The sequence below is a fragment of the Pseudonocardia sp. DSM 110487 genome (assembly GCF_019468565.1).
Taxonomy (GTDB): domain Bacteria; phylum Actinomycetota; class Actinomycetes; order Mycobacteriales; family Pseudonocardiaceae; genus Pseudonocardia.
Genome location: NZ_CP080521.1, coordinates 9,464,998 through 9,480,449, shown reverse-complemented (window position 1 = coordinate 9,480,449; position 15,452 = coordinate 9,464,998). Strand labels below are relative to the sequence as shown.

The 15,452-nt window shown below is 72.3% G+C and carries 1 protein-coding gene (running past one end of the window); it reads left to right on the top strand.

The annotated features are described in order from the left end of the window. Positions 1-15,452, top strand: partial view of a hypothetical protein gene (locus K1T35_RS44680; protein WP_220257682.1) — the end only. It extends 18,451 nt beyond the left edge of the window; the window shows 15,452 of its 33,903 coding nt (coding positions 18,452-33,903); its start codon lies off the left edge, out of view; it ends in the stop codon at positions 15,450-15,452.

The window sequence follows — 15,452 nt, the reverse complement described above, 5'->3', positions numbered from 1 at the left end:
CCTCGATCGGTGGACTACCGCTGGAGCGGATGGGAGGCGCTCCGACCGTGCGGGAAATGCTGAAGTTCCTCGACGTCGTGCTGGTCGAGATCGGCGGACGGCTGTTCGTGCTCAAGCGCGGCCGCGGGCCGCGGCACACGGTTGTTGAGGTTGCGGCGAACCTGCAGTTCCGGCTGCTGGGCGGGCTGGCCCCGACGATGCGACTGGTGTTGGTGGAGGCGACGGTCACCCACCGCAGCATGGTGGCCGTGCTACCAGGCCGGGGGGTCGTGCTGAGCGACCCGGTGCCGGGGAGAACGCTCAACGAGTGGCGGGATCTCGATTCCGACACCCGCGACGACGTCTTCGATCAGCTTGCGGTGAACCTGGTGCGCAACGCCCTGTCGGGCAATTGGGATGGGAGCGCTCCGAGGAGTGTCGTGGTCGACGAGCACGGCCGAGCGGTCCAGATCGACTTCGACATGGCCGAGCGGTACTGGCCGAACCAGGGTCTCGGCGGGTCTGGGCACAACCCGTTGATGCCGCAGGTCACCCCGGACGGTTCGTTGGAGAGCGAACTGCGGGTGATGCTCCACCACGACCCGGCCGTCTACGGCCGGCTGGGTGAGGGCGAAGTCATCGCCCTGCTGGGGGGTGTGCTCCGGCGCGGTGATGCGTTGGTGGCGACCGCGCTGGACGATGGGGCCCGCGGGCGTGTGCTGGCCGACCTCGCCTGGATCGAGTCGGTGCTCGCCGCCGAGGCCGCGGGCCGGCCCCGACCGCTGGGTGCCGCGCTGACGGCGTCGATGGCGGCCGCCGGCGACTTCATCCGGAACAACGAGAAGGGCGCCGCCGGGTTCGGTAACCCCACCCGCCGTGACCGCTACCGGGCTGAGGCGACCGAGCGGTCGGACGCCTTCGGTGCCCCGGTCGCCGCGCGCGGCCGCAGCAGGACCCTCGATCCGGCTGGGGTTGCTGCACGACTGGACGAGGGCCGCTCGGTCCGGGTGCACGACGTCGACCCCGAAACCGGGCGATGGACGGTCAGCATTGGACGGAAGGCCCGGCGCGGTCCGCCCGCCGCGCTCTGGCGACGGATCGGTGCCACAGGGGTGGGCCGCGCGGAGGACGGGTCGGCCTCGCTCGGCGTGGTGCTGACGATGGCGGTCGTCGCCGGCATCGGCGCAGTGTGGTTGTCCGGTGGGCTGTTGGCGGGGGCGGTCGGATTGGTCGCGGCGCTGGGCTGGGTCGCGGTCGAGCGCTGGCGGGTGGTGGAACGGGTCCGCGGTCTGCTCCGTACCCGGGCTCCGCCGACTCGCCGTGGCCGGGCTGCGCCCGCGGGTCGGGTGTCGGTGCGGGGAGCTGTGGCGTTGGTGCTTGCCGGCGCGGCGGTGCTCGGCGGGCCCCTCTCCGCTGCGGGTTCGGACAGCGTGCCCGCGGTGCCGGAGCAGGGGGCGTCGTCCGATGTGGCGGCCGATCGGGCCGACGAACGGTCGGGGCTGCGTGATCGGGTCGACGACCTGGATCGGCGCGTGTGGGAGGCGCAGGGGGTTTACCAGGGCGGCGACGAATTGCGCAGGGAGGCGGATTCCGTTGCCCGCGAAGCGGGCCGGTTCGCGGGTGCCGCCGGTGACGCCGGGGCCGGGCGGATCGCGAAGGATGCGAACGAGATCGAGGCGCGGGCCGCGGAGCTGGCTGATCGAGGGGCCGACCTCGGGAGCCTCGGCCACGACGTTCTGATCCTGAGCGTCGAGCTCGACGGAGTGCCGGTCGGCAAGGTGTCGGAACGCCTCGATGCGCTCGAGGACCGGCTCACGGGGCTGGCCCCGGACCGGGAGCTGCGGTCGGAGCTGGCCGGGCTGGACGCGCGGCTCGATGGGCTGACGGCGCAGCTGGAGCGTCGATACGAGGCCTGGACGGCGGTCCGGGCCGATGAGATCGCCCGGCTCGAGGAGCGGGCCCTGGACCTGATGCAGCGCACCCGTGCGCTGGATGATCACTTTGATCGCCGGGACGAGCTGCTGTCGGCGGCGCACGATCTGGGGGAACGGGCGGGCCCGTTCGACGGCGATGGCGCGGGCTTCCAGGTCTCGCGGGATGCGTACCGACTCGAAGCGCGCCTCGCGGGGCTGAGCTCGGACGGACCTGCGGCCGCGAGGCTGTCCGATGAGGCGTTCGCGCTCTGGACCACCCTGGAGGGCGTCCCGGCCCATGGGTTGGTGGGGCGGCTCGACGAACTGACCGGGCAGGCCGACGAACTGGAGGGGCGGCTCGGTCGGGTGTCTCCGTCGGGCGAGAAGCTGCGTTCCGAACTGCCCGCGCTGCACGCGCAGCTGGCGGAGCTGAACGCGCGCTGGGAGGTCGCCGAGCCGCAGGCCGAGTGGCGATCCCGGTGGGCGCGATGGGCAGGGAACGTGACCGTCTTCGTGACACTGGTAGCCGCGGGCATCGCGGCGCATCTGCGGAAGTCGCGCGCGGACCGGCAGGCGCGGGCGTCGCAGCACAGCGCGGTGGCCGACGGTGGCGCGGCGGCTGTGGCGGCGGGCCCGCCGGATGCGGACCGGCCGGACGTGCATGCGGTGCCGGCGACGGGCGGCCGGATGACTCCGTTGGAGATGGCGCCGTACGTGATGCCTCGAGGCCCACCCGGGATCAGGGTGTTGGTGTCAGACGGCCAGACGCCCGCATCTGCGCCGCCCGTGTCCTGGTCTGCCGTTCACGGCGCTGCCGTGATCACCACGGCGATGCTGGACGAGGTCGTCGCGCACCTGAGCGCAGGCAGGTTGGACGGTGCCTGGTGGTACGGGGTGCTCGCGCAGGCCCGCCACGGTGCCTTCCCGGCACGATTCGCCGAGGCGTTGCGCAGAGCGCGTGCGGCGCAGGAGGCGGGCCGCGCGCCCGGCCGGTTCGTCGCCCGCTGGCGGTGGATCGTCGTGAGCTTCGGCGTCGGAGCCGTGCTGAGCTGGCTGGCCCAGGGCGGGTTGGCGCTGGCGGGGATCCTGCCCGAGCGGATCGACGTGTTCGCCAACACCGCGGTTCTGAACCTGCGCGACATGCTGCCCGAGCCGTTCGACGTGTTCGATCACGCCGGGAACCTGTCGCTCAGCCTGATGGCCACCGCGTTGGTCGTTGTCGCGCGGTTCTCGCACGAGCGCTACTTCTCCGGAAGGACCTACCTCGCGCGGGCGGAGTTGTGGTCGTTCGTTCGGTTCTGGATCCCGTTCGTCCTGGTGCCGTTGGCGGTGCTGCTGAACGCGACGAGCGAGACGCAGTGGGGTCTCAACTACCTCGGGTACCGCATCTTCGACACGTTGACCTCTCCGGACCTGATGGACCTGGTCTACGGCGTGGGTTACGCCGCGCTGACCGCCGCACTGACGTGGGGGCGCGACACCTCATCGCTGCGGCTTCCCACGACGCTGCTGGAGCGGTTCTCGGTGCTCGCAGGTCGGCGGTGGGGCAGGGTCGACCCGGCGCGGCTACAGGCCGCCTACGGTGGCGTCGGCTGGGCCGAGGCGATGGATGCGCTCGTGCGGCTGGGTCTGGCAGATGGGGACATCGTCCGGGGTTACCGTGCGAAACCTGAGCCGGCCAAGCTCTGGCGGAAGGCCCGTCGAGGGTTGCGGCAGCAGGTGCGTGCCGGTGACCGGACACTGCCGCGTGGCGCGGACCTGGCCGCGCTGACCGTCCAGCGGCTCGGGCCGGAAGGCGTCACCCCGGTGGAGCGGGCCGCGGTCGCGGCCTTGGAGTCGACCCTCCGGGATCGGGGCACCCACCACTGGAAGATCCCCAGGCAGGTCCGCCGTGACGCGATCCGGCGTGGTCTCGGCGAGTACCCCGCCAGCCGGCGCTGGAAGCTGCCTCGCCGCGATCTCCTCACCTTGCTCCTCGGCGCCGGCCGCGGCTGGAGCGCCCCTGGCCGACTCCGCAGCCGAAACGCGGCGGCGACGTCGGTCGCGCTCGCGCGGGCCGAGCTGCGTTCCCTCGCGAACGCGTTGGACGGAACCGGTCAACGCGTGGTGACGCGCGCCGTCGTTGCCGTATGGCTCGGAGCCGGACTGGGTGGCCACCGCGACGAGCAGACGAGGCACACCGTCGAGGACCTGGCTCGCGCGATCGAGGCGCGCGCCGCACCGGCCGGGGTGACGCTGCGCGAGGTCGAGTCGCTCGGGTTGGCCGCGCGGCTCCTGTACTGGGGGACCGCGACCGCTCCGCCCACGGTCGAGCACGCCACGGGAGATGCAGCAGACATCGAGGAGGCGGTGCGGCAAGCCGCGACCACCGCCTACGCCGGCCTGCTGCCCGAGAAGCTGGGCACGGCACTCGGGCTCGGCCGGCGCCCCCTGCACGAGCTCCTCGGGGAGCTGGTCGGGGAGACGACGCCACGCCTGTCCGATGCGGATGACGCGCCGCGCCACGATGCCGGGCAGGTGTCGGTCGGGACTCTCGCGGGTGGTTCGCTGCTGCTGGGAGCGGTGGGGGTGGTGGCGGGGTTCGTCCTGGGCATGCCGGTGCTGACAGCCGCCGGCCTGGTGATGGCGACCTCATGGGCTGCATCGGCGGTGCTGGCGTGGGTGCGTGCTCGGGCGCCTCCGGGCAGAGCTGCGGCGGTGCGAGTTGCGGCTGTGAAGGCCACGTCGATGGCTGGTCGGCGGCTGCTGCGAGGCGTCGCGGTGGTGGTGTTCGCCGCGACCGCGGTGCTCGGCGGGCCGGCCGCTGGTGCGGGATCGACTACGGCCCATGCGGCGGCGGGGAGCGTCGTGGCTGCGCGGGAGCGGGACGGTGAGGCGCCGGAGCGGCTCGCCGACCTCGTGGATCGGGCAACGAGGCTGTCGAACGAGGCGGGTGAGCGGGGTGCCGCGGTCGCCGGTCGGGCGCGGATGTTGTCGGTACGGGGCGACGTGCTGGCGGGTGACGCGGACTCCGATCGGATCCGGGAACGGGCGTCCGCGGTGGAAGCCGATGTGTTCGTCGTGCTGTTCATGGCGATCGAGCTCCACGAGTCGGCCAGGGCGCTTTCGAACGAGGTCGAGCGTGTGGGTGCGGGTGCCGGGCCGGACGGTCGAATCGCTCTCGTCGAGGCCGACATCGCCGCTGCGGAGGCGCTGGTCGACGAGTTGCCGGAGCAGGAGCGGGTGCTCGAGGACCTGGAGCGGCGCCTGGGCGAACGTGAGCAGGTCGTCTCGCCGACCGGGGCTGCCGAGCGGCAGGTGCTGGGTAGCTGGCTGGTGGAGATGGACGGCATCACACACCAGTACCGGGACCGCTACGAGGAGATCCGGGACATCGGGCGTCGGGCGCAGGAGTTGGGCGAGGCGGCCGGATCCGTCGAGGGGGCGGCGGCGATCGTCGAGTCCGCGGCAAGGATCGCGCGCGAGGTCGATGCTGTTCTCGGCGGGATCGATGACCCGGCCGGCGGGGTCTCGGCGGCCGGGGAGCTGCGGGCCCGGCTCGGGGATCCCGGAACCGATCCCGCCGATGTTCGGGTCGCGGTCGCCGACCACGTCGGCACTCTCGCCGAGCTCGACGTCGTGCTGACCGTCGCGGAAGCGCGGCAGTCGTCGTGGGGGCTCCTCGAACTGGAGCAGCGACTGGACGAACAGCGCGCGCGGAATGCGCCCGAGCAGGCCAGGCAGTGGGGCATTGACCTGGCGGTCGACCAGGCGACGGATTCGTTGTGGAGGATCGGCCTCACGACTCTGATGACCGCTGCCGGGTTGATCTTGTGGGTGCGGAAGGTCGGCCTTCGGCGGGCGCTCGACATCTTCTGGTTCGGTGCGGGCACGGGTCGGAGGTCGCGCGGTGAGCTGACCTCGGCCGCGGTCGGCGCTCCCGAGGCAATCGACCTGGTCGTGGCCAACCCGTACCGGCGGTTCCGTGTGGTGGTGGTTGCCGACGGCACCGTGTGGATCACGCCGCAGGTGGAGCGCGGCGAGCCGGCGGCGTGGACCGGGATGCGGCAGGCCGAAGCCGTCCCGGGGGGCCGGGGTCGTGAGGTGCTGGCTGCTTCTGCGCAGATGGGCGTGGACGCCGGCGGGTTGCTGGTTTTCCGGCTTCGGGGATTCGCGGGCGACGTGGGTGGCTCCGAGGCCGTCGGCCACGAGGTGCTGCGCGACCGCGTCGTGGCTGCGCTCCGGGCGGGTGGCGTGCGGGTTGTCGAATCGCCGGAGGTGGCGGGGCGGTCGGGTGAGTCCGGTGCGGCAGGGCCCGCTGGTGAGATCGACGGGAATCCGCGTCGAGGGCAGGAGTCTGGGGAGACGATCGCGGGGTGGGCGGCGGCTCTTGGTGCGAGTGCGGCGGTGGGTCTGGCCGGCTGGCTTGTGGGGCCGGTTGTGGTGGTCGCTGTGGTGGCCGGGTTGGGGTTGCTGGCGGCGGTGGCGGCTGGGTGGCGTTGGTTGCGTCCGCTGGTGCGCGGGTGGTCGGTGCGTGGCCCCCCTGCGCAGCGGCGGGTGCTCGCGGCTGTGGCCGTCGCGTTCGTCCTGGCTGTGGGTGTCGCTGTCCCGGGAGCCGGTTGGACTGCGGCGCACGCGGACCCGGCGACAGTGGAGGCGGGAATCGCGCAGGGTCGGAGCGAGACGAGCTCCGGGGTACTGGCAGCCGATCAGGCGGCTGCGCGGTCGCGGCTGCGGGAGCGGGTGGAAGACCTCGTTCAACGCGCGACTGCGGTGGAGGCGTCCGGCCGGTACGCCCTGGAACATGGTGCGAATCACCTCGGTGCGGAAGCGGCAGCATTCGCCACCAGCACCGGTGACCGGGATGCCGCTCGGATTTCGGCCGCGGCCTTCCGGATCGACGCCGAGCTGACTCGTCTACTGAGAGACGAGCCCATGGTCGAGGCATTGCTGCTGCGTGATGCTGTGGATCGAGCTCCGATCGGGCAGCTGGCGGAACGGATCGACGAGTTCGACAGCACGCTCGATCAGATATCGGAGCAGATCGAGCGGCTCGAAAAGCTGACAGTCCAGCTGAACGAGACGGGCGATCGCTGGATGGCGAGCCGGGCGGGTGAGATTTCCCGCCTGGAGGACCGGGCACTGGAGCTGAAGCTCCGCGCCGAAGCTTTGCGACAGATCCTCGCCGATGCCGATCGGCTGGGGTCCGATGCGTCCGGGCTTGAATGGGATTCTGCTGAGGCGGGAGTGGAGCGGATCTCCGATGCAGCGTCCCGAATTGCCAGCCGTGCCGACGAGCTGAACTCGAATTGGGAGTCGGAGATCAATTCGCTCTCCCTTGACTCCTCCAGCCTGTGGGGGGTTCTGCACACCCGAGAGGCCAGCGATCTGGTCGGGCACCTTGACGAGATGTCATTGCGTGCGGACGATGCGCAACATCGGCTCGATGAACTGACGGGATTCGGTGAGGAGGGACGTGCGGAGCTTCTGGGGCTGCGCGCCCAGATGGATGGGCTGACCGCCGAGCTCGAGCGCCATCTGCAACAGCAGAAGCTGAATCGGATTATCGCCGGGTTGACGATCGGCCTTTCCGTGGTCGGTGGCCTCCTCGCAGCATGGGCCGCCTTCGCAGGTCTTGTTCGACGTATGGATCGAGACATAGCATCATTGGGCGAAATGGTTGCTCGCCTTGCTCCCGCCGGAGGTGCTGGCGATTTCGACTTGAATGCTGCATTGGCATGGGCGGCCGTGCGCAAGGTCTCTCGGCTGGTCTTCTGGCTGCAATGGATCGACCGTTACCGCAGGCGAAATGCTGAGATGGTCTATCTTCGGCGAGAGTTGATTCTCAAGGACGTTCAACACCGATTGTTCGTCGCGCATGACGAGGCCAGACGGGCAGCGGGCATCCCGGGTTCCACCACGCCTGGCCGGTCATTGGATACGTTGGCGGAAACCGTGTCGGAGGACTCGGCGTACCGGTGGTCGTTGCGCTGGTGGGAGCGTGTTGCATCGAGCGGCAGGCCGGATCTGGTCGATGCTGTCGGGGAATTCTCCCCGACCGTCACAGATGGGGGCCTGGGTTCACGCAAGGATCATTTAATGATGTATCACCATCGACTGTTGGCCTTCGGTCGTGCCTCGCAGAGGGTGGATCGCCGCCGCACGAAAGCCATGGCTGGCTTGATGGAGGCGATTCTCCTCGGTCCGACTCACCCCACCCAGAAGGTGTACCGCGGTCTCCTTCTTCCGAATCCAGGGCATGTGCTCATCGAGTACCACACGGCCGCCACCGTGTGGTTGGGTGCGGTTGGCTTCCCATCGAACGAAGGGATCTTGCCCGACGGTCATCGGGCCGTCGTTGTTTCCGTGACGCAGATCGGGTACGCCTCGGAAGGGGTCCCATACGTGCCCGGGCAGATCCTGGAGAGCGTCGGTCCGGAGTTCGTCGCAGTCGACGAGAGAACCACTGAGCTCTATGCCGGGACTCCCCCGTTCCGGGTCGTCGCGGTGGAGGAGAGTGTGTGGGCTGCGGCCCGGGAGAGGGCCGCTGCCCAGCAGATGCGGACCGATTCTGATGGTCGTGACTCCGCCCGCAAGTCGTCGGAGTCCGGAGAGATGCGCCTGGGCTGGGCGGGTCTTGGCGCGGGGGCCGTGGCGGTGGGTCTGGTCGGGTGGCTCGGGGATCCGACTGTGGCGGTCAGCGTGGTGGTCGGGTCGGGGTTGCTGGCGGCGGTGGCGGCTGGGTGGCGGTGGTTGCGTCCGCTGGTGCGTGGGTGGTCGGTGCGGGGGCCGAACGCCCTCACCGCGGCTGGGGTGCCGATGGAGCGAATGGGCGGCACTCCCGACCCCGAGGTGGTCAGGCTCCCGAGTGAGGGTCCTGGCGGGGCCGGGCAGCCGGACCGCGGTTCGTCGGACGCCGGGGAGGGAGGGTCGGCCTCCCTCGGCGTGGTGCTGACGATGGCGGTCGCCGCCGGCATCGGCGCAACCTGGTTGGCGGGTGGGCTGGTGGTGGGCGCGGTCGGGGTGGTCACGGCGCTCGGTTGGCTTGCGGTTGATCGCGGTCGGGTGGTGGAACGGGTCCGCGGTCTGCTCCGTACCCGGGCCCCGCCGCTCCGGGTGGTACTGGCCCGGGCTGTAGCGGTCGTGACGGCCGGTCTGCTGTTCTCCGGTGGTGTTGCCGGCGGAGTCGCTGCCCACACGACGATGTCGGATCAGCTCATGGCCGGTATGGCGGTGTCGGCTCCGGCGGATCAGGCGCTCGGCGCGCAGGCGCGAGCAATGGAGCTACCCGCTCACACCCCGGCCGTGGCCGAGACCGTCGTCGCCTCCCATGACGATGCGCAGGCTCGGCTGCCGCACGCCCCGTCCGAGCAGGCCACGGAGGCGGAGCAGCACACGACGAACGTGCAGGAGAACGACAGCCTGACGATGCTGGCGCGCGCCTACGGCGTGTCGGTGCAGGCGTTCGTGGATGCGGACCCCGGCCGGTTCCCGACGGTGCAGAGCCGGGACCTGATCCACGTCGGTGAGTCCCTCACGGTTCCGGCGGAGTGGGACGGGATCTACCGGGTGCAGCCCGGGGACGCGTTCGACGTGGTCGCCGCGCGGTTGGGGATCGCCCCGGACCGGTTGGCGCAGGAGCTGGGCGACCGGTTCCCGACCGTCGAGAGCCGTGACCGCATCTACCCCGCGTACCGCTCCGAGACCGGCAGCCCCATGGGTGACTGGTTCACGGTGCCCGGTGCGGACCCCGAGTCCCAGCCGGGTGGTGTGGGCGAGCCGGGCAAGGAGGCGCCACCCGCCACGCCGGCCCCCGCTCCGGCCCCGAGGCCGCAGCCGGGCGTGACGCCGCCGCCGGGCGTGACGCCGCCGAACGTGACGCTGCCGCCGGACTCGACGCTGCCGCCGGACCGGACGCCGCCGCCGGACTCGACGCCGCGCCCGGATCCGACGCCGTCGCCGGACCCGACGCCGCCGACGGACAAGACTCCGGTCCCGGCTCCGAGCCCGTCACCGGTGCAGCCACCGGTGACGGTGCCCGAGCTGCCGTGGCGGACGGTGGGGATCGTCGGACTGGCCGTCGCCGGTGTCGTCGCGGTGTTCGTCGGGTTGCGCGCGCTGGCGCGGCAGGGGGCCGCGATCCGTGGATGGTCGGCGGCGTTGGGCGAACGCTGGGCCGGCAGCGCGCACGGCCGGCTCTCGGGTGTGCGGTCCTGGCTGCGTGAGCGGGCCGATCGGGTCCGGGACCGGCTGCGGGGCTGGCCGGGGCGGGTGAGGGAGAAGGCGGCCGGCGGAGACGCGCTCATCCGCGGTTTGCGGGACATTGCTGCTCGTGCCCCCGAACTGGTTCGGGCCGGGGCCGGCCGGGCGGGAGCGCTGGCGCGTGGCCTGTGGGTGTGGAGTGCCGGCCGCTGGAAGGCCTTCGGTGCCGTGCTGATGACGGCCTGGACCGGGGTGCGCGCCGCGCTCGGCGGGCCGTTCGCCGGGTTCCGGTGGATCGCCGGGCGGTGGCGGGCCGAGTGGACGCTGTGGCAGCAGGTCCGCGGGGTTGCCAGGGCACGCGAGGCCGTCGTGCGTGAGAGCCACGAGGTGCGCCGCGAGCAGCGCCGCGCCGTGACCTCAGCCACGGCCGAGCAGCTGGGGTGGGTCAGGTGGCTGATGGACCGCAACGCCGCGATCCCCCGGGGGGACCAGGCTTTGACCCGGGACGAGCTGATCCAGCGGATCGGGCAGGAGTTCGGCGTCGGCGAGGATGCCGCGCGCACGCTCGTGGACCGGGCAGGTGCGCTGCGCGACGGGGCGCCCCCGCGCGCCTTCGGCGCCGACCTCCGGTTCGACCGCGCGGTCCTCGTCGTGGCCGTCCGGTTCGCGCAGGTGCACCCCCTCATCGCCCTCGTCGCTGCCCGGCAGAGCGCGGCCGCAGAGACGTTGCGGGTGATGACCCGAGACCGACGGGAGGGCGTCGATCCCGGCGATCGCACCCGACGCCGTGACGCGGTGACGATCGCCGTAGTCGCCGGGGTGTCCCCGCCGCGGGCCGAGCGGGCGGTGCGCCGGGCCGCCGAGGGCCGGTCCGTCGCCGGGATCGGGGTCGGGCTGCTCGCCCGGCTGGGTCTCGACGTGGCGGGGGAAGGCCCTGGTCGACATGGCCACCCGGCGGCGGAGCGCCGGCTGGCGCGGTTGGCGGCGGTCGCCGGTCTCGTCGCCGGTTTCGTCGCGGGTAGCGGGGTGGGCGCGGGGCTGCTCGGGGCGGGCGCGGTGCTCGGACCCACCGGCCTGATGATCGCGATGGCAGGGCAGGCGATGATGGTGGTGATCGCATGGTGGACGCCACGGCAGACCCGGGGCCCGCCGTGGATGCAGGTCGCGCTGGGTGCGGTCGTCGGGTCCGTCGCCGGCATGTTCGGGCCGGCGCTGCTCGGGCGGGCCGGGTCGTTGTGGGTGGGCACGCTCGCGGTGCAGGCGGGCCTGTTCGGGGTCAAGGCGCTGCTGGTGCCGTTCATGAACGCCGGGTTGACCTACCGGTACGTGCTGCGCCGCCAGCACGCGAACCGGCAGTCCGGGATCGAGACCCGGTCGCCGCGCCGGCTGGCCTGGGCGTCCGCCGTCGCCGTCTACGTGATCTCGGCGGTCCTCGGGGTGATGCGGGCGTTCGACGTCGCCACGGGGTTGTGGCTGCCGATCGCGATGTCGATCGTGTTCGGTTTGCTGAACGCGTGGTCCCAGGCCAAGGACACCGGACTCACCCGCCTGTTCAAGGGCGGCATCGGCGGCGTCCTGTCGGCGGGCGTGTACGTCGTGATCAGCTCGCTCGGTTCCACCGGCAACGTGCTCACCACGTTCGCCATCGCGGCTCTGGTCTACGCGATCCCGACGGTGTTCGCGGACATCGCCAACGCCTGGGTCGGCCAGCAGCTGGCACCGCGTGCGAAGCGGCTGGCCGACAGCCTGCCGCCGGGGCTCCGGCAGCGGTTCCTGGGCTGGGTCGCCGTCGAGACCAAGAACTTCTCACAGGTCGATACGCGGTTGACGGCGTGGAAGCTGCTGGACTCCGTGCTGGCGGGCCTGTCCGCGATGATTATCAACCGGGCCGGGGAGGACCGGGCGTGGGTCATGGCTCACGACTCGCTCACCGAGGTTCTGGTTCGGTTCGTCGTGGTCGCCGTCGTGGTGTGGATGTTCAACAAGCTGCTGCGCGACCCCCTCGAGCACCTGTCCGGCTACTACGGCGCCCGCAGCTCGCGTGAGCAGCGGGAGCCGCCGCGGCCGGCGTGGTGGCGTGGTGACCGCACGCACCAGCGCGTCGAGGCCTACCGGAAGAGTCGCGACGAGCTGCGGGCGATGGCCGAGGCAGCCGGGTTGGCCCCGGACTCGAACCTGGCAGATCTGCTCCGGGAGCTGATGTTCGCCCCGATCCCCGGGCCGGCGCCGGAGTGGGCCCAGGAGACACTCGACCACGCCTGGATCCGCGAGGCCTGGGAGCCGGAGCAGGCGGCGGCGAAGACCCGCCGTGAGCACCACGTCATGAAGGTCATGCTGATGGCGACACAGCTGGACGCCGACCTGGCCGCGTTGCGACGGGTCGCGCGGAGGTTGCGGATCGTGGGGCGCACGGCCGACGCCGAGACGGTCGAGCGCCATGCCGTGCTCGCGCGCCGATTGGCGGAACGGGCCCGCGACGAGGTGTGGAGGCTGCTCACCGCCGAGGGCGACGGGTCACGTCCCGAGCTCGCGGCGCTGCTGCGAGGACTCGCGGGTGACGCGGCGCGGGCGCGGACGGACCGGCCGGGACCGGGCCACCGGCTGTGGCGGGAGCTGCTGGCCGCGGCGGCGAAGGACGGCATCCGGCTGCGCGTGGACTACCTGGACGAGCCGCGGAGGAAGCTCCTGGAGGCGATCGCCGACCTCGAGAACGACCATCCCGACCGCCAGCGGGCGCGGGAGGAACTGGCGCGCGAGGAGGCGCGGTTCCGCCGTGCGGGCGCCACCACACCGAAGAGCGATCCGTGGGAGCTGGTGGCGCAGCTCGCGGAACAGCGTCGCCGCAGCGTCGACGGGAACGTGACGGCGGTGGAGAATACGGATCTGCGGCCGTTGGCGGCTGCCATGGGCTGGCTGGAGGCAGCGGCGCTGCTGTCGATCGAGGCCGGTCTCGCCGGCGTCGTCCGCAGGGACAACCGCCGGAAGTGGACCCACGCGATCAGCCGGGCGACCGCCGGGGCCCCACGCGGGCCGCCGTCGACGGTCCTGGATCGGCTGCTCGTCGTTCTCGGCCGTGACGGGCCGGTCACCGCGCAGATGCTGGCGGAGCAGGTCGGTGGCACCGGATGGGCGCAGACCCTGACAGAGCTGGCCGAGCTGGGGGTACTGACCGGTGACGAGAAGACCGGCTACCGCGCCGATGAGAGGCTGGCCGCCCAGTGGCGGTTCGCCGGGCCGTGGCTGAAGCACGCCCTCCGCGCCGACCCGGCCGCGCTGCCCGGCGGAACCGAACTCGCCCCGCTCACCGGTGTGCGCCTCGAAACGGCCGGCCGCACGATCGCCGAGCGGGACGCGGTGGCCGCGTTGCGCGACCTGCTGCGCGACGGCGATCTGGCGTTCCGCTTCTGGAAGACCGACCTGCGTGACGACGTCGCCGTCATGATCCGCGGTGTGGCCGGCCTCGGGTACTGGCTGCGGCACCCAGAGGGCCGGTCGAGCTGGCCGGACGACCGTTCCGTGACCGCCCGGTCGGCCCATGCCGTGCAGCGCTGGGTCGCGCACCGGTGGCAGCACTTCGTGCTTCCCCAGCGCCACCGGCGCCACCTGGCCGCCCTGATCCGGGAGGCGGAGCATGCCGACCGGCTTCACCAGCAGGCTCGGCGGCTGGGCTGGTTCCGCACCGACCAGGCGGGTGCCGGTCTGCCCGAGGACGCGAGCAGGTTGTTGTCCGCCGCGGTCGCCGTCCGCGTCGAGGTGTATGCGCAGCTGCGCGAGGCGGAGCTGCGGGCGGCGGCCGAGCTGGCCGCGGTGGGGTCGTACCCGCACCAGGTCGACCGGACCCTGTCGGCCGCCAAGGCGGCACTGGCGAACGCCCCCGGCGCGGACCGGCCGCGCCCCTCCGTCGAGGCCTGGCTGCGCGAGATCACCGGCGAGCTCAACGGGTTCCGGGTCCTGCTGAACCGCTATGACGCCGTCCTGGCCCGGCTCGAGGCCCGGCTCGCCCCGCTCGGCCACGGAGTAGAACGGAAGCAGCTGGAGATCGCGATCCGGAAGATCGAGGCGGAACGGGACGCGGTGCGTATCGCGGCGCGGCTGATGCTGGTACGCCACGACCTGAACCAGGCCGAGGCGTGGCGGCGGTCCGGGGATCGCAAGCAGTCCAAGCTCTACCGCACCTTCGGCGGCTGGACGGTGATGGAGACCGCCCGGCGGGCGAAGGAGCGGCTGCTCGCCGCCCACCCGGGAATCCGTGACGTCCGGGTCGCGCCCGCCCCGGAAGCCGAGGCCGTCATTCCCCCCGCGACCGGGGCTGCGCATCCCCACGGCGACTACGACATCGCCGAGGGTGACATGAGCGCCGCCACCCGCCGGGGACGGCCCAACCGCGGCAACCAGGACGCCGCCACGCTGGTCGTGCTCCCGGGCGGTGACCGGGTGGCCGTGGCGGTCGACGGCGTGTACTCCTATCCCGGCTCCCGCACCGCCGCGCACGAGTTCCTCACCGCCTACCGCAAAGCGCTCGAGAAGGGATCCGCCCGTACGCCCGGCGAGGCGCTGACGGACGCCCACGAGGCCGCGTTCAAGAAGCTCACGTCCCGCTACTCGCGCGAGACCGGCCACCAGGCGGTGTCGTACGTGGCCCTGTACGTGGCGGGCGACGGAACGTTCACGACCAGCCACGTCGGCACCGCCCGCGCCTACTGGCTGCCGGACGACGACCCCGCCGGGGGCGTCCTGCTGACCGAGGACCACACCCGCGGCGGTTCGATCGTCGACGGCGCCGTCATGACCCGCTACCTGGCGACGGACTTCCACGTGGAGCCCACCATCCGCTCGCATCGCCCTGGTGGGCCGGGCCGGGTCGTGCTCGCCACCGACGGCGCCTGGCGCTACCTGCCCACCCCGACCGACCTGGCCAGAGCCATCGACGGCGACGGTTCCGCGTGGCCGGCCAGCCGGGTAGCCGACGCCGCTCACCTCGCGGGAGGGGTCGACGACCTCACGGCTGCCGTCCTCTCCGTCGACGTCCCGACCGCCGCCCACGAAACCGGCGGTAGCGGTGGCGGCGTCGCGGTGCGCGGGTTGCCTGATCCGGTGCGGACCGAGCTGGAGGCGCGGCTGCCGGGTGCGCTGGGCGGTGCCCGTCCGCTGTCGGCCGAGGAGTTCCCACACCTGGCCCGTGGGCCGCCGGAGGGAATCGGGCTGGTGCGGATCACCGACGACGACCTGGGTGACGGCGGTGTGCTTGAAGTTCATCCACCGCAACCCGGGGCGAGGTGGCGGCGCTGGCCCGCCGGAACTCCGTCAAGTACGCCGGGTTCACCGAGGCGGACCGGCGTGATGTCAGGGACTACGCCCTGGGCTCGCGTGGCGGGTTGA